At 63.4% G+C, this 16,619-nt stretch carries 16 protein-coding genes; 7 read left to right on the plus strand and 9 right to left on the minus strand.

The window, feature by feature from the left end; translation table 11 throughout:
* Positions 1-89: 89 nt before the first annotated feature.
* Positions 90-512, plus strand: coding sequence for a DoxX family protein (locus FJ948_RS19540; protein WP_140707197.1), 423 nt, complete (start codon positions 90-92; stop codon positions 510-512).
* Between the two features lie 123 nt (positions 513-635).
* Positions 636-1,040, plus strand: coding sequence for a DoxX family protein (locus FJ948_RS19545; protein WP_140707199.1), 405 nt, complete (start codon positions 636-638; stop codon positions 1,038-1,040).
* Positions 1,041-1,047: 7 nt separating this feature from the next.
* Here the strand turns inward: FJ948_RS19545 and ppx are convergent, their stop codons facing one another.
* Together ppx and FJ948_RS19555 are read right to left on the minus strand one after the other, a co-directional pair.
* Positions 1,048-2,583, minus strand: a complete 1,536-nt coding sequence (gene ppx / locus FJ948_RS19550) for an exopolyphosphatase (protein ID WP_140707200.1) — start codon at positions 2,581-2,583, stop codon at positions 1,048-1,050.
* Positions 2,583-4,775, minus strand: a complete 2,193-nt coding sequence (locus FJ948_RS19555) for an RNA degradosome polyphosphate kinase (RefSeq protein WP_140707202.1) — start codon at positions 4,773-4,775, stop codon at positions 2,583-2,585. Before FJ948_RS19555 ends, ppx begins: the two co-directional genes overlap by 1 nt.
* A 168-nt stretch (positions 4,776-4,943) precedes the next feature.
* Here FJ948_RS19555 and FJ948_RS19560 point away from each other — a divergent pair, with 168 nt between their 5' ends.
* The 3 genes from FJ948_RS19560 to FJ948_RS19570 all read left to right on the plus strand — a co-directional run bounded on the left by FJ948_RS19560 (position 4,944) and on the right by FJ948_RS19570 (position 6,688).
* Complete coding sequence (locus FJ948_RS19560; RefSeq protein WP_015318409.1) at positions 4,944-5,189, plus strand: zinc-finger domain-containing protein; 246 nt, start codon at positions 4,944-4,946, stop codon at positions 5,187-5,189.
* Positions 5,190-5,199: 10 nt separating this feature from the next.
* Positions 5,200-6,438, plus strand: a complete 1,239-nt coding sequence (locus FJ948_RS19565) for an FAD-dependent monooxygenase (protein ID WP_140707203.1) — start codon at positions 5,200-5,202, stop codon at positions 6,436-6,438.
* 64 nt (positions 6,439-6,502) lie between these two features.
* Positions 6,503-6,688 carry a hypothetical protein gene (locus FJ948_RS19570; protein WP_140707205.1) on the plus strand — a complete coding sequence of 62 codons (186 nt, stop codon included), beginning with the start codon at positions 6,503-6,505 and terminating at the stop codon, positions 6,686-6,688.
* 10 nt (positions 6,689-6,698) lie between these two features.
* Here FJ948_RS19570 and FJ948_RS19575 read toward each other — a convergent pair whose 3' ends face one another.
* The 7 genes from FJ948_RS19575 to FJ948_RS19605 form a co-directional block, all read right to left on the minus strand.
* On the minus strand, positions 6,699-7,364 hold the full coding sequence (locus FJ948_RS19575) for a TIGR02117 family protein (RefSeq protein WP_140707207.1): 666 nt from the start codon (positions 7,362-7,364) through the stop codon (positions 6,699-6,701).
* Between the two features lie 140 nt (positions 7,365-7,504).
* Entirely contained in the window at positions 7,505-8,308 is an 804-nt protein-coding gene (locus FJ948_RS19580; protein ID WP_010915400.1) for an amino acid ABC transporter ATP-binding protein, read from the minus strand.
* Between the two features lie 75 nt (positions 8,309-8,383).
* Entirely contained in the window at positions 8,384-9,541 is a 1,158-nt protein-coding gene (locus tag FJ948_RS19585; RefSeq protein ID WP_140707209.1) for an amino acid ABC transporter permease, read from the minus strand.
* Between the two features lie 4 nt (positions 9,542-9,545).
* Entirely contained in the window at positions 9,546-10,733 is a 1,188-nt protein-coding gene (locus FJ948_RS19590; protein WP_140707211.1) for an amino acid ABC transporter permease, read from the minus strand.
* Positions 10,734-10,795: 62 nt separating this feature from the next.
* Positions 10,796-11,824, minus strand: coding sequence for an amino acid ABC transporter substrate-binding protein (locus tag FJ948_RS19595; RefSeq protein ID WP_140707213.1), 1,029 nt, complete (start codon positions 11,822-11,824; stop codon positions 10,796-10,798).
* Positions 11,825-12,260: 436 nt separating this feature from the next.
* Complete coding sequence (locus tag FJ948_RS19600) at positions 12,261-13,145, minus strand: DUF2182 domain-containing protein (RefSeq protein WP_140707215.1); 885 nt, start codon at positions 13,143-13,145, stop codon at positions 12,261-12,263.
* 9 nt (positions 13,146-13,154) lie between these two features.
* Positions 13,155-13,790, minus strand: coding sequence for a DUF1326 domain-containing protein (locus tag FJ948_RS19605; RefSeq protein WP_140707217.1), 636 nt, complete (start codon positions 13,788-13,790; stop codon positions 13,155-13,157).
* Positions 13,791-14,136: 346 nt separating this feature from the next.
* Here FJ948_RS19605 and FJ948_RS19610 point away from each other — a divergent pair, with 346 nt between their 5' ends.
* Together FJ948_RS19610 and FJ948_RS19615 are read left to right on the plus strand one after the other, a co-directional pair.
* Positions 14,137-15,324 (plus strand): cystathionine beta-lyase, encoded by a 1,188-nt coding sequence (locus FJ948_RS19610; RefSeq protein WP_140707218.1) that lies wholly within the window; start codon positions 14,137-14,139, stop codon positions 15,322-15,324.
* 207 nt (positions 15,325-15,531) lie between these two features.
* Positions 15,532-16,611: an HPP family protein gene (locus tag FJ948_RS19615; RefSeq protein ID WP_140707220.1), complete on the plus strand. Its 1,080-nt coding sequence runs from the start codon at positions 15,532-15,534 to the stop codon at positions 16,609-16,611.
* The last annotated feature ends 8 nt before the right edge of the window (positions 16,612-16,619 follow it).

Raw genomic sequence — 16,619 nt, forward strand, 5'->3', positions numbered from 1 at the left:
GAACAATGTGTCGCCACATAGCCGACTTTGGTGAACAGTCGGCATCGTCTATCTCTGGGGTCATTCAAAACCCATTCGGAGAGTCACCCATGTCCATCAACGCTTCCGCCGCCGGCGCCGGCACCACGTCCAACAGCGCTGTCACCATCCTCATCGGCCGTATCCTGCTCGCGGTCATTTTCCTGCTTTCCGGATTCGGCAAGCTCACGGCCATTTCCGGCACCGCCGCCTATTTCGGCGGCCTCGGCCTGCCGGTACCGACGGCCACGGCCGTCATCGTCGGCCTGATCGAACTGCTTGGCGGCCTCGCCGTACTCGTCGGTTTCCAGACCAGGATCGCCGCCTGGGTGCTCGCTGTCTTCACGATCGCGACCGGTCTTGTCGCCCACACCGGCTGGGCCGACCAGATGCAGATGATCCAGTTCCTCAAGAACGTCGCCATCACCGGCGGCTTCCTGCTGCTGGCTTCCTCGGGCGCCGGTGCCTATTCGATCGACGCCAAGCGCGGCTGAGCCCTTCCTTCCAAGGACCTGAAAAAAGCGGCGCGGAATTTTCCGTGCCGCTTTTTCGTTGTCAAATTGCAGGCGTAGACTGCGATTGGCTGCCGGTGGCCCGCGCCGGCAAGGGAGGTCGCCATGGTCCGCAACGCATTGCTTCTGGTTTCGCGGCTGCTGTTTGCCGTGCTGTTCGTCCCGTCCGGCTTCCAGGCACTCGCCAACATTGCCGGCACAATCAATTATTTCGCCGGCCTTGGCCTGCCGCTGCCGGCGCTCGCCGCCTGGGGCACCGGGCTTTTCGAGCTGATCGCGGGGCTGCTGATCCTCGTCGGGTTCCAGACGCGAATCGTGGCGCTGCTGCTGGCCGCCTTCTGCATTGCGGCGGGCTATATCGGCCATTATGGCCAGGGCGGCGGCGATGCGACGCTGGCTTTCCTGCACCAGCAGATGCTGATGAAGGATATCGCGATTGCAGGCGGTTTCCTGGCGCTTGCCATGGCCGGCGCCGGCGCATGGTCGGCCGACGGGCGCGGTGCGGCCTGAGGCCGCCCTATTTCACCGACACGCTCGGTCCGCCTTCGACCGACAGCACCAGCCGGCGGTTGGTGATCCGTGCCAGTTGCGCCAGCCGGCCAGCCGGACGCTCGCCATAGAGGTTCGAGAGCGAAGCCGGCAACACCAGCGCCAGCACGCCGTTGGGGCGGTTCTCCCATTTCAGCCTCGGCATGACGCCGGGCATCGCCGCCGTCAGCAGATAGACAACCCGCATCATCGCCGCCAGCACACGGGCGCGCTCCAGCAGGCTCGGCGGTGCCAGCGCCTTGATCTCGGGCGCGATCCCCTCGTTGAAGACGCCGTCATGGCGGTAGGCGTTGGTCAGCGCCAGATAGGCGCGGCCGGGGTGATCGACACCGATGAAGGACGCATGCGCGATGATGTTGAGCGATTGCTTGCCGCGATATTCGGGATGGGCGCGCCAGCCGATATCGGCGAGCAGGCAGGCGGCGTGGCGATAGCGCGCTTCGTCTTCCGTCTCGTCGATGCCGAAGGCCTTGAAGGCCTTGCCGGTCCATTCGACCAGATCATGCGCGTGGTGGACCGAACGCGAGCGCAAAAGCGCAAGCTCCTCGGCGGCCGAGATCAGCGGATCGGCCTTCTGCTCGGCCGCGTCGAGCAACGAATAGAGAAAGCCTTCGCGCACGCCTTGCGCCGAAACGACGATCCTCGACGGCTGCATGGCCGTCATGATTTCCTGCAGGACGAGAGCGCCATATGGCAGCAGCGAGCGGCGGTTCTTGGAGACGCCCTCGATACCCCTCACCTTTTCGACCTCGCCCCTGGCCACCTGCTTAAGGAAGCTTTGTGCGCTTTCGGCCGAGATTTCGTAGTGGTGCATGACGCCGAGCGGGTAGTTGTTCATCTCCATGTGGAGCCTGGCGAGGTTTCGCCAGGTGCCGCCAACGGCGTAGAAGGTCCTGCCCTGCCCACCCTTCAACAGCTTGGCCCGGGCGAGTTCCTGGCGCGCGATCTTCTGCGCCTGGACAAGCGAGTTCTTCGCCATGTCCTGCAGCCGCAGGCCGCCGAGCGGCAGCGTGATGCCGTCGCCGATCGCCTCGCCATCGATGTCGATCAGCTCCAGGCTGCCGCCGCCAAGGTCGCCGGCGATGCCGTTGGCCGGATGAAAGCCGGAGATGACGCCGAGCGCGGAATAATGCGCTTCCTGGCGGCCCGAGAGCACGCGGATCTCGGTCTTGAGCACATCCTCGGCGCGATGGATAAAATCGGGACCGTTGATTGCCTCGCGGGCGGCGGCGGTCGCCAGCACGTACATGTGTTCGGCGCCGGCCTGATCGGAGAGCGCGCGGAAACGGCGAAACTCGTCCATCGAGCGCGCCACACCCTCGGGGTCGAGTTTCCCCGTCGAAACGATGCCGCGGCCTAGGCCGGCCAGCATCTTTTCGTTGAACAGCGTGGTCGGCGAACGCGCCAGCCCCTCATAGACGACGAGGCGGATCGAATTGGATCCGATGTCGATGATGGACAGCGGTCGGCGGTCCTGCAGCCGGCCCTGGGAATTGGACAGCATCAGGTGGTGGCGTTCTTCTTGCGGCGCTTGAACTGCGCGATCCGCTTGGGCGCATGCGATTTCAGCGCGTCACCCCGTCCCGACAGGCTCGGATTGGTCATGAAATATTCCTGCGCGTTGAACGGTTCCTCGCCCTCCTCCAGCACCACGCGCCGGGAGGTTCCATCAGCCAATACGTCGAAACTTTGCTGATTGTCCATGATGTTGCCCAGCATGATCTGGCCCAAAATCTGTTCATGCACAGTTGGATTGGTGATCGGCACCATGGTCTCGACGCGGCGATCGAGATTGCGCGGCATGAGGTCGGCCGAGGAGATGTAGACGATCGCCTCGTCCGACGGCAAGCCATGGCCGTTGCCGAAACAATAGATGCGGCTGTGCTCGAGGAACCGGCCGACGATCGACTTGACCCTGATGTTTTCCGACAGGCCCGGCACCTGTGGCCTGAGACAGCATATGCCGCGCACGACGAGATCGATCTCCACACCGGCGCGGCTGGCGTCGTAGAGCGCGTCGATGATGATCGGGTCGACGAGCGCGTTCATCTTCATCCAGATGCGCGACGGCCGCCCCTCCAGGGCGTGGGCGACTTCACCAGAAATGTGCTTCAGGATGCGGCTTCTCAACGTGAACGGTGAGATCGCCAGCCGCATCTCATCGGTCGGCTCGGCATAGCCGGTGATGAAATTGAAAAGCTGGGCAACGTCGCGGGCGATCGTCGGATCGGTGGTGAAGAAGGACAGGTCGGTGTAGATGCGCGCGGTCACCGGATGGTAGTTGCCGGTGCCGAGATGGACGTAGTTGCGCAGCTTGCCGTCCTCGCGCCGCACCACAAGCGACATCTTGGCGTGGGTCTTGAGTTCGAGGAACCCGAACACGACCTGCACGCCGGCGCGCTCGAGATCACGCGCCCAGCGGATATTGGCTTCCTCGTCGAAACGCGCCTTGAGTTCGACCAGCGCCGTCACCGACTTGCCGGCCTCGGCGGCGTCGACCAGCGCGCGCACGATCGGACTGTCGTTGGAGGTGCGGTAAAGCGTCTGCTTGATGGCCACCACTTCGGGATCGGCCATCGCCTGGCGCAGGAACTGCACCACGACGTCGAAGGATTCGTAGGGGTGATGGACGACGATGTCCTTCTCGCGGATGGCGGCGAAACAGTCGCCGCCATGCTCGCGGATGCGCTCGGGAAAGCGTGGGTTGTAGGGTATGAATTTCAGGTCGTCGCGGGGAACGGAGACGATCTCGGAGATCTGGCTGAGCGCCAGCGGACCCGTCAACACGCTGATGCGGCTCGACGAGACGCCAAGCTCGCCGGCGACGAAGTCGCGCAATTCGCCGGGCATCAGCATGTCGAACTCGATGCGGATCACGGAGCCGCGGCGGCGGCGCTTCAGCGCCGTTTCGAACAGCCGCACCAGGTCTTCCGATTCTTCCTCGACCTCGATGTCGCTGTCTCGGATGATACGGAACGTGCCGGAGCCCTTGACCTCGTAGCCGGGGAACAGCTTGCCGATGTAAAGGCCGACCGCCTCCTCCAGCGGAATGAAGCGGACATGGTGCTTGCGGTCCGGCAGACGGATGAACCGCTTCAGCGCCACCGGCAGGCGCAAGAGCGCGCTCATCTCCTCGCCGTTCTTGCGGTGGCGAAGCTGCAACGCCATGGAGAAGCCGAGATTGGGAATGAACGGAAACGGATGCGCCGGGTCGATCGACAGCGGGGTGAGCACAGGAAACACCTGGTCCTGGAAATGTTCTTCCAGCCAGACTTTCTCGTCCTTGGTCAGCGCATCCCGGGTAATGGTCTCGATGCCTTCCTTGTTGAGCAGCACGGTGAGTGCCGAAAGGCTCTTCTGCTGGTCCTCCTGCAGGCGCTCGACTTCACGCAGCAATTGTTCGAGCTGCTGCTCGGGGGTGCGCCCATCGGGGCTCTTCAGCACGATGCCCTCGCGTACCTGGCCGGCAAGGCCGGCGACGCGCACCATGAAGAACTCGTCGAGATTGGCGGCCGAAATCGACAGGAAGCGGACGCGCTCCAGCAGCGGGTGATGGGTGTTCAGCGATTCCTCGAGAACGCGGCGGTTGAACTGCAGCCAGGAGAACTCGCGGTTGACGAAACGGTCCGGATTGCCTTCCGGGCTGGCTGCCGCGACATTGTTGAATTCGCTCTGTACCGGCTTCAATTCGTTCATGATTCCTGCTCTTCCGCGCGCCTTGGCCGGTTAACCGGCTTAACTTATCCTGTGGCAGGCTTTTGCGACAGTTCTCTGACAGGGTTTTGCGACAGTTTGATTTCATCGAACTTGCAAACAGGCCTGATATGATCCAGATGCAGAAGAGACTGCGTTAAGGAGACGACGATGGCAGGCGGTTCCATTCCCCATTTCCAGAACGATGCGGGCCATCCGGCGATCGACATCGGGGTCAAGGAATTCATGTGCACGGGCGCCAACCCGCCTTTCGACCATCCGCATGTGTTCCTCGACATGGGCGACGACAATGAGAAAGTCTGCCCTTACTGCTCGACCCTCTACCGCTATTCGCCGAAGCTGAAGGCGACGGAAACGCTGCCGGCGGGCTGCCTCTATATCGACCAGGCCGCCTGACCTCCCGATCATGAGCGAGACGCGGTCCCGGCAAGTCGTCATCGCCGGGGCTGGCATCGCCGGGCTGACAGCGGCGATTGCCTTCGCCGAACGCGGCTACTCAGTGAGGGTGTTCGAACAGGCGCAGCGCCTGGAAGCAGCCGGCGCCGGCATCCAGCTCTCGCCCAATGCGACACGCATACTTCGCCAGCTTGGCGTGCTCGACACGCTTGTCGCCAACGCCGTCAAGCCGGAAGCCGTGGTGCTGAAGGACGCAGCAAGCCTACGCCAACTGGCGCGCGTGCCGCTGGGCGGAGCCGGCGAGCAGCGGTGGGGCGCGCCCTATCTCGTCGCCCACCGGGCTGATCTGCAAGACGCCCTGATGGCGCGCGTCGCGCAAATGCCCGACATCCACCTCACCACCGGCGCGCAGGTCAGCAGCGTCGCCTCCGGTTCACTCGGCATCACCAGGACGGACGGAGTCGGCCGCAAGATCATCGACACCGAAGGCTCTCTGCTGGTCGGTGCCGATGGCGTTTGGTCAGCGGTGCGGAGGTTTGCCAGCCCAGGCAACGGAGCCGGCTTCGCGAACAGCCGCTTCTCGGGCGAACTGGCCTGGCGCGCGACGATAAGCGCCGACAGCGAAGCCGGGCAGGCCTTTGCCGCGATCGGCGCCGGCGGCTGCGTCACCACCTTCCTGCACCCAGGATTCCACATGGTCGCCTACCCCGTCAGCGGCGGCCGCGCCTTCAACCTGGCCGCCTTCACCCCAGGCGAGCGCATTGCCGAGGGTTGGTCAGGCCATGCCGATCCCGTCGTCCTTTCCGGCGCCATGCGCCGCACCGCGCCGGCACTGGCGCGGTTGGTGGAACTCGCCGAACCGTGGACCGCCTTTCCCATCCACACGGTCGAACAGCGACGCTGGACGGCGCCGGAAGGCATCGCGCTGATCGGCGACGCCGCGCACGCGATGACGCCATTCGCGGCACAGGGCGCGGCCATGGCGATCGAGGATGCGGCGACGCTTGCCAACCTCGTTGCCGACTTCTCCGGCGACCTGGCGCAAAGCCTTACCATCTGGGAGAAGCTGAGACGGCCGCGCATCGAAAAGGTGCTGAAACGCGGCGCGGTCAACCGCCTCGCCTGGCACGCCCGGGGACCGGTGGCATTGGTGCGCAATCTCGTCCTGGCGGCGCGGCCGGGAGAGAAGCTCGCCGCGGATTTGGACTGGCTCTACGGCTGGGAGGCGCGAAAGGTTGTAAGGCGGTGAAATGCAATCGCGACAACCAAGCTCGTATTCGACAAACGGTCACCGCAGGCAGTAAAATGCGCATATGAGCAAAGTCATCCGATATCGGATCGATCCGGCGAACCCGCCACCGCTGACGGAAGCTCAGAAGGCGGAAATCGCCAAGCTGAAGGCTCGGCCCGAAGGTGATGTCGATACCAGCGATATTCCCGAACTGAGCAAGAAGTTTTGGCGGCGAGCTGTGACTTGGCGCAGACGGCCTAAACCCTAGAACGCTCGCCTCAATTATACAGCCGCATCGACAGCCCAAGCGAAGCCGGCAGCGGGTTCCACCAGCCGGTGCGCAGGCCGGCGGTGCGCAGGGCAGCCGCTGTCCAGGTGTTGCAGCCGATCAGCGCGTTGAAATGGCCATTGGCCTCATAGAAGCGGTCGAAATTGGAATAGGCGACATTGTCGATGACGACCGGGCCGCCCGGTCCCTGCTGAAAACTCGCTTCGATGAAGTCGAGCAATGCGGCAAAATGGTCATCGCCGACGTCGAAACCGGCGATATTCGGGCGCGGCTCGGTGATGTCGCCGGCGACGTCGACATGCATCACCGAGGCATCGAGGGTCAGGGCCTTCAAGACGGGCACCGCCTTCAACCGCGACCAGGTCGGCGTTTCCAGATAGAAGGCGCGCCCGCCCCAGCCGAAGACGAGGTAGCGCACTTCGGGTGCGTCCGAAGGCAGGCCGGCATCGGCCAGGAAACGGAAGCGCCGGCGCACCTCGTCGTCGACAGGAATGGCGATGTCGGTGTGGATCGGGTTCTTCAGCACAAATATGCGCCGCGTGCCCTCGCCGGCGGCCGCCGCCGGCCAGATTGGCCGTGGCACCAGCGTGCCGAGCGTCACGGCGAGCGCGACCGCGATCAACAGCAGACCAAGAAAACGGCCGAGCTTTTTCATCAATGGCAGCCTTGCAAACGCATCACGGCGCGACGCGCACGGCAAAACCGTCTCACAATTTTCCCGGAATTGCTCTGACTATCCATACGCGAAAGAGCCCGGCGCTGTTTCAGCCGGGCTCTTCGTAATCGTCCAAGCGCTCAGTGCAGGATCTGCGACAGGAACAACTTTGTCCGCTCATGGCGCGGGTGGTCGAAGAACTCGGCCGGCGTGTTCTGCTCGACGATCTGGCCCTGGTCCATGAAGATCACCCGGTTGGCGACTTTCCGCGCAAAGCCCATCTCGTGGGTGACGCACAGCATGGTCATGCCCTCTTCGGCCAGCCCAACCATGGTCTCCAGCACTTCCTTGATCATTTCCGGATCGAGCGCCGAGGTCGGCTCGTCGAACAGCATGATGCGCGGGTTCATGCACAGCGAGCGGGCAATCGCCACGCGCTGCTGCTGGCCGCCGGACAGCTGGCCCGGATATTTGTTGGCCTGCTCGGGGATCTTGACGCGCTTGAGGAAATGCATGGCGATTTCCTCGGCCTGCTTCTTCGGCGTCTTGCGCACCCAGATCGGCGCCAGCGTGCAGTTCTCCAGGATCGTCAGATGCGGGAACAGGTTGAAGTGCTGGAACACCATGCCGACCTCGCGGCGCACCTCGTCGATCTTCTTCAGATCGTTGGTGAGCTCCTTGCCGTCGACGATGATCTTGCCCTTCTGGTGTTCTTCCAGCCGGTTGATGCAGCGGATCATGGTCGACTTGCCGGAGCCGGACGGGCCGCAAATGACGATGCGCTCGCCCCGCATCACCTTCAGGTTGATGTCCTTCAGCACATGGAACTCGCCATACCATTTGTGCATGGCGATGATGTCGATGGCGACATCGGTGGTCGAGATATGCATCTTGGCGGCGTTGACCTTGATCTCTTCGGCGCTGACGGCGTTTTCGGTGGCCATGGCCAGTTCCCCTTATCGTTGAATTCGATGCATGTCGTTATCCCAAAACCGCTACACACTTTTGGGCGACATGCATCAGCGTCTGTAACCGGTGTCGAGCCGGCGTTCGGTATACATTGAATAGCGCGACATGCCGAAGCAGAACAGCCAGAACACGAAGGCGGCGAAGACAAGGCCGGACTTCGCGGTCTGCGCCGTTGCCCAATTGGCATCGGAGAAGTTCTGCTTGACGATGCCGAGCAGGTCGAACATCGAGATGATGAGGACCAGGCTGGTGTCCTTGAACATGCCGATGAAGGTGTTGACGATGCCGGGAATGACCAGCTTCAGCGCCTGCGGCAGCACGATCAGCCCCATCTTCTGCCAATAGCCGAGGCCGAGCGAATCGGCGCCTTCATACTGGCCTTTCGGGATCGCCTGCAGGCCGCCGCGCACCACTTCGGCCATGTAGGCGGCGGCAAACAGCGACACACCGATCAGCGCCCTCAGATACTTGTCGAAGGTGACGCCGGCCGGCAGGAACAGCGGCAGCATGACGCTGACGAAGAACAGCACCGTGATCAGCGGTATGCCGCGCACGGCTTCGATGAAGATCACGCACAGCATTTTGATGATCGGCATCTTCGAGCGCCGGCCGAGTGCCAGCACGGTGCCCAGCGGCAGCGACACGGCAATGCCGACGAAGGACAGGCTGAGCGTGATCAGCAGCCCGCCCCAGCGCGAGGTTTCGACATGCGGCAAGCCGAACACGCCGCCGACCAGCAGGAAGAAGGAAACGACCGGCAGCACCAGGAAAAGCAGGATCGCGTTCAACCCCTTGCGCGGCACGCGTGGCATCAGCATCGGCACCAGCAGCGCGACGAACAGGATGGCGACCAGGATCGGCCGCCAGCGCTCCTCGACCGGATAGGTTCCGAACATGAACTGGCCGAACTTGGCGTTGACGAAAGCCCAGCAGGCGCCGCTCCAGCCGTCGGGCTGAATGCCGCCCTGCGCGACGGTGGCGCAGACCGTGCGGTCCGGCCCGGTCCACTGTGCGTTGATGAACGCCCAGTTGATGACTTGCGGCAGAACCCAGGCGACGATGACGATGCCCAGGATGGTGAGGATGGTGTCGCCGACCGAACCGATCAGGTTCCTGCGCACCCAGGCGACGGGGCCACTGACGCTCGCCGGCGCGGGCTGCGCCAGCGCCATTTCGGTGCGCACCCAGGACATATCGTGTTCCTGCATGGTCCTACCTCTCCACCAGCGCCATTCTGGCGTTGACCACGTTCATGACGGCCGAGGTCACCAGGCTGAGTATGAGATAAGCGATCATCATGATCAGCACGCCTTCGACCGCTTGTCCGGTCTGGTTCAGAACCGTGCCGGCGGTCGCCGTCAGGTCGGGATAGCCGATGGCGATCGCCAGCGAGGAATTCTTGGTCAGGTTGAGATACTGGCTGGTCAGCGGCGGAATGACGATGCGCATGGCCTGCGGCACCACGACCAGCCGCAGGATCGATCCGGACCGTAGGCCAAGCGCGGCGGCCGCCTCGGTCTGCCCCTTGCTGACGCCCCTGATGCCGGCACGCACGATTTCGGCGATGAACGCCGCCGTGTAGCAGGACAACGCCAGATAGAGCGACAGGAACTCTGGCTTGACCTGAAAGCCGCCGGTCAGGTTGAAGGTCGACTGCTTCGGCAGATCGAAGCTCAATGGAAAGCCGCTCAGCACGTAGGCCAGCAGCGGCAGGCCGACGATCAGCGCGGCGGAAGTCCAGAACACCGGAAATTGCTGGCCTGTCGCCATCTGCCGCTGACGCGCGGTGCGGGCGACGAACCAGGCCATGGCGATGCCGACAATGAGCGCAACCAGGATCAGCCAGGAGCCCTCGCCCCAGACGGCGCGCGGAAAATAAAAGCCGCGCTGGTTCAGGAAGGATCCGAACGGCAGATGATAGGAGTCGCGCGGCGCCGGCAGCACGGCGAGCACGCCCGAATACCAGAAGAAGATGACCAGCAGCGGCGGGATGTTGCGGAAAATCTCGACATAGACCGTGCAGATCTTCTGGATCAGCCAATTCTGCGACAGCCGCCCGATGCCGATGACGAAGCCGATGATGGTGGCGGTGATGATGCCGGCGACGGCAACGATGATGGTGTTGATGAGGCCGACGACGATGGCGCGGCCATAGGTCGAATCCGATGTGTAGGCGATCGGCGTGTCGGAGATGTCGAAGCCGGCGCGCCCCTTGAGGAAGCCGAAACCGGAGGCGATGTGCAGGCGCTGCAGATTGTCGATGACGTTCTGCACGATCCACCAGACGGAGCCGAACAGCACGATAACGACCAGCGTCTGGAAGAACAGACCGCGTATTCTCGGGTCATTGACGAAGGAGCCGCGGCTCGGCTCCTCGCGTAGAATTTCCTGCGATGCCATTTCACGTCCCCTGTGAAAGAGAAACCGGAAGGCAGGTGCCTGCCTTCCGGATCACATTTCGATCAGCGGATCGGCGGAGCGTATTGCAGGCCGCCCTTGGTCCACAGCGCATTGATGCCGCGGGCGATCTTCAGCGGGCTGCCCGAACCGACATTGCGGTCGAACATCTCGCCGTAATTGCCGGTGGCCTTGACGATGTTGACCACCCAGTCGTTGGACACGCCGAGATCGGTACCGATCTTGGTGTCGGCTTCCTGGCCGAGCACGCGCTTGATCTCCGGGCTGGCGGAGTTCTTCATCTCGTCGACATTGGCCTTGGTGATGCCGAGTTCCTCGGCGTCGAGGAGTGCGAAATAGGTCCACTTGACGATGTGGTACCACTGGTCGTCGCCCTGGCGGACGGCGGGTCCGAGCGGCTCCTTGGAGATGATCTCGGGCAGCACGACGTGATCGGCCGGCGAGCCGAGCGTCAGGCGAATGCCGTAGAGGCCCGACTGGTCGGTGGTGTAGACGTCGCAGCGGCCGGCATCATAGGCGGCGTTGACCTCTTCCAGCTTCTCGAAGACGACTGGATTGTACTCCATCTTGTTCGCCTTGAAGTAGTCGGCGAGGTTGAGCTCGGTGGTGGTGCCGCTCTGCACGCAGACGGCGGCGCCCGAAAGCTGCAGCGCCGAATTGACGCCCGGCAGCTTCTTGGCGTTGATCATGAAACCCTGGCCGTCATAGTAGGTGACGCCGATGAAATTCAGGCCAAGCGCGGTGTCGCGATTGATGGTCCAGGTGGTGTTGCGCGACAGGATATCGACCTCGCCCGACTGCAGCGCGGTGAAGCGTTCCTTGGCGCTGAGCGGCGTGAACTTGACCTTGGTGCCGTCACCGAAGACGGCGGCCGCGACGGCGCGGCAGAAATCGGCGTCGATGCCTTGCCAATCACCCTTGTCGTCGGGTGCCGAGAAGCCGGCCAAACCGGTCGAGACACCACACTGGATGAAGCCCTTCGCCTTGACAGTGTCGAGCGTGCCGGCCGAAGCGGCCGACGCCATCAATCCAAGCGTGGCGGCGCCAAGAATGCCGATAGCAATATGTTTCATGACCCACAGACCCTTTTCTGTTTTCAGGCAAAACCCTGATCTTTTTCTCCCGTGTGAACGCAGCTCCCATCCCGGCCCATTCCCGAAACCCCGCATCGCAAATCGACGCGCCGCCTAGCATTCACGAACAGCATCGAAGGCGATAATTCCTGTGAGGTCAAGGAAAATGACCGAAACCGAACCCGTTTGAAAATCGATAGCCGGAAATGCCTGAATTGCAGACGGACGCGCCCCCGATTTAATCGGAAGCGCGAATTAAATCGGCAAAGCTCATTTGACGCAAAGGCGGGTCGCGGCGATGAAATCCGTCATCAGAAATACCTCCACGTTACTGAAGTGGGCGCGCATTGAATTGACGTACCGGAAGGTCGCCGTCTGACCGTTACCAGGCGATTGCCGGGCAATATTGCTTGCGGACAAAAGCCGGTGCCCACGCTCAAAGCGGAGGAAAGACGAGCCAGACGCCGATCGCGGCCATCAATGCCCCGGAGAGGCGCGGGATCAATTGCCCGGTCGGGATCATCTTCTCCAGGAGAACGAGGATGGCGATGCCGGCGATCCACAGAACGTTCATGACACCGCCGACGAACAGCAGGGCCATCAGCGCCCAGCAGCAGCCGAGACAATAGGCGCCGTGATCGATGCCGAGCCGAAGCGCGCCGGGCGCGGTGGTGCGGAACCCACCGTGGCTGGCCAGGAACGCGATCGGCGCCTGACATTGGCGCAGGCAAACGCCCTTGATCGGTGCCCATTGATAGAGGCCGGCGGCGATCAGGACGAGGCCCCCGAGGAGCGCGCTGTCGGTCGCCATCGAGGCATTGAGCAAAGCGAGACGGGCGAGCAGCCATTGCGCACCGGTCGCCACGATGCTGAAGGCGACCCAGACGACGAGATAGCCGGTAAAAAACCACGCCGTCGAAGCGATGGGGCTGCCATCCGCCAGCGCCTTGCGGCCGACGCCGGCATAGAGCAGCAGCATCGGCGCGACCGAAGGCGTCATCATGCCGACCATCATCACCGCCCACATCGTGAAGATGAAAGCGAAATCGGCCGTTGCCCAGGCCCGCAAACCCGGCTCCATGGCGGCGCCCATATCCATGCCGCCCATGTCATTGCCGCTCATGTCCATGCCGCTCATGTTCGACATGTCCATCCCTGCCATGTCGCCCGCCGCGCTATCCGAGGCGGGATTAACAGGCATGACCATGTCGGCGGCGAGCCACAAGACATAGGCCCAGGCGAGCACGGTGATCACGATGAGCGCGGCCGTCACGACCGCGCGGTCGCGCCGCAGCACCGCCTCGAGAGCCGTGTCGCCCATTGCATCAGGTCAATGCACGACGCCGCTCTGCGTGAGATGCAGATTGGCGAAATGGCTGTGCGTGTCGGCCACCTCGAACTTGATCGGCCCCGTCGCCTTGGTCCAGCCGCGCCCGATCTCGGCGATTGCGTATTCGAAGCCATGTGGCAAGTCGATGCGCGCCCGGTGCTCGGCGCCGGTAACGGGGTTCTTGATCGGCTCGCCATGGCCGTCGGTTACGCCCTTGACGTGCAGCCGGCCGGTTCGCGCGCCGACGTCGACCTCGAAATCGATCGCGGCGAAGATCGGATCGTGGAATTTTTCCAGCGTGGTCGAAAAGACCTGGAATATCGTCGCGCCCGGCTCGGTGTCCTGACCGCCCAGTATGCGAAGCAGGGCTTCACGCTGAGCTTCGCTGGCCCTCTCGTCGATAACCACCGCGGCCTGACCCCTGCCCTGGTGTATGGCGCCGGGCCAACTGAAAATGCCGACGAAGCGCAACCCGTCGAGCTTGGTGTCGCCATGATGGCCGGTTTCGATCTCCATGCCGGCGACGGCCTGGCAGAATCCGTATGTCGGCATGGCGTTGAACTGGCACGGGCAGCCATAGGCGCAATTGCAGTTGATGAATTCGCGCGCCTTCATTGTCCATTTGACGTCAGGCATGGCATTCCTCCCCTTGCCGCGCTCGGTGAGCGCGAACCCGGATCGGAGACCAGGAGGTAGCCGGCGAAGAACCATCCGGCGCATCTGATCGAGGCAATCCGGCGATTAGTATTAGGAATTGATTATATATCTTTCGCAGCCGGCTACAATAGGTTGCCCGGTTGATAACCGAGCTTCCGACGACGCCCGCCGCCGGTGGCTGGAAAGGTTCAGGACGTGATCACGGCGGTGTCTTTCAGCCCGGGAATTGGCATATTCGAAGTCCATTCCTGGCGGGCGGAGGGCTGTTGCACGGCCCACGACGCCGCATTATGGCTAGCGCCTTGTCAAAACAAGGCGACCAAGAATGGCGAAAGACGGCGGCAAGCAGGGTTCCGGCAAGGTGGGCATCAACACGCTGCTTGCCCATTCAGGCAACAACCCGCATGACTATTTCGGCTTCGTCAACCCGCCCGTGGTGCATGCCTCGACCGTGCTGTTCCCCAATGCGGCGGCGATGGCGGCACGCAGCCAGAAATACACTTACGGCACGCGCGGCACGCCGACGACCGATGCCCTTACCCAGGCTATGGACGCGCTGGAAGGCTCGGCCGGCACGATCGCGGTGCCCTCGGGCCTGGCGGCGGTGACCATCCCGCTGCTCGCCTTCGTGTCGGCCGGCGACCATCTGCTGATCGTCGATTCCGTCTATCACCCGACGAGGAACTTCGCCGACACGATGCTGACGCGGTTGGGCGTCGAGGTCGAGTATTATGCGCCGGAAGTCGGTGCCGGCATCGCGGCGTTGATCAAGCCGAACACCAAGGTGGTGTTCACCGAATCGCCGGCCTCCAACACGTTCGAGGTGCAGGACATCCCGGCGATCGCCAAGGCGGCGCACGCGGCCGGCGCCATCGTCATGATGGACAACACCTGGGCGACGCCGCTCTATTTCCGGCCGCTCGACCACGGTGTCGACATCTCGATCCACGCGGCGACGAAATATCCGGCCGGCCATTCCGACGTGCTGCTCGGCACCGTTTCGGCCAATGAGGCCTGTTGGAAGCAGCTCTACGAGAGCTTTTGCACGCTTGGCTGCTGCGCGGGTCCCGACGACGTCTATCAGGTGCTGCGTGGCCTGCGCACGATGGGCGTACGCCTCGATCATCATCAACGCAGCGCGCTGGCCATCGCGTCGTGGCTGGAAGGCAAGAAGGGCGTGGCGCGGGTGCTGCACCCCGCCCTGCCCAGCCATCCGGACCACGATCTCTGGAAGCGCGACTTCCGCGGTTCGAGCGGCATCTTTTCCATCGTGCTTGCCGGCGGCGGTCAGAAGCAGCAGCACGCCTTCCTCGATGCGCTGAAAATCTTCGGGCTCGGCTATTCCTGGGGCGGGTATGAGAGCCTCGCGGTGCCGGTCTGGCTTGGCGACCGCGTCGTCGCGAAAGCCTCCTACGAGGGTCCCTTGATCCGCCTGCAGATCGGCCTCGAGGATGTCGACGACCTGAAAGCCGACATCATGCGCGGGCTGGCGGCAGCGGCACGCGCGGATTGATCTCAAACAGAGTCAGCAAAGGGCCGCAAGCCCTTGACGCTGATGACAAAGCGCAAGCCGCTGCGAGCACGCCGGCGAAGGCCGGCGCGCAATATTATTCTCTCACGTCATGACTTTGCGGATTTGTTTGACTTTCAAATCGGCGAATTCGGCTGCATTGCGTGCCGCACGCATTCTCGACAGATCCAGTCCTCGCAAAGTTTTCCAATGGCCTTTCGTCTTTTTGTCCCCATCCTTGCCGGCGCGACGCTGCGCGAACGCCTCCTGGCGTGTATCGGCGCCACGATCGGCATCGCGCTGACCGGGGTGATCAGCGGGCTGGCGATGGGCGGCGGACCGCATGTGGCCCTGCTGGTCGCGCCGATGGGCGCGTCGGCCGTGCTTCTGTTTGCCGTCCCCGCGAGCCCGCTGGCGCAGCCCTGGTCGATCATCGGCGGCAATTCGATATCGGCGCTGGTCGGCGTCACCGTGGCGCATTTCATCCATGACCCGGTGGTGGCATCGGGTCTCGCGGTGGCGCTCGCCATCGCCGCGATGTCGTTCACGCGCTGCCTGCATCCACCAGGCGGTGCAGCCGCGCTGACGGCGGTGCTTGGCGGACCGGCCGTCATCAGCGCGGGCTTCCTGTTTCCGTTCGTGCCGGTGGCCCTGAATTCGACCATCCTGGTCGCGTTGGGCTTCCTTTTCCACAAGCTGGCGCGGCGCAACTATCCGCATGTCGCCGCTCCCGCCGCGAACAGCCACGGCACCGCCGATCCCCCGGTGCAGCAGCGCGCCGGCTTCCGGCCCGAGGACATCGATGCCGCGCTGACGGCGCTCGATGAAACCTTCGATATCGACCGTGACGACCTCGAAAGGCTGCTGCGGCAGGTTGAGCTGCAGGCCATGGTGCGCTCGCACCGGACACTGTTGTGCGAGGACATCATGTCGCGCGACGTGGTTTCGGTGGCCGAGCAAGCCTCGGCCGACGCGGCACGCCAGCAACTGCTCGATCACAACATCCGCACCTTGCCGGTGGTCGACGCGGATGCGCGGCTGGTTGGCGCGGTTGGCCTGCGCGAGCTGACGAAAGCCACGGACACGGTGAAGGGCGTGATGGCGAAAGCCGGCACCGCCTCGCCCGAGACGCCGGCGATGAGCCTGCTTCCGATGCTGACCGATGGCCGCAGCCATGCCGTGGTCATCGTCGACGCGGAGCGGCGCATTCTTGGCCTGATCACGCAGACCGACCTTTTGGCGGCGGCCGCGCGCGTGCAGACGGCGGACAAGGGATTGGCCGCGGCCTAGAATAGCGA

The organism is Mesorhizobium sp. B2-3-12, from assembly GCF_006442205.1.
Lineage (GTDB): Bacteria > Pseudomonadota > Alphaproteobacteria > Rhizobiales > Rhizobiaceae > Mesorhizobium.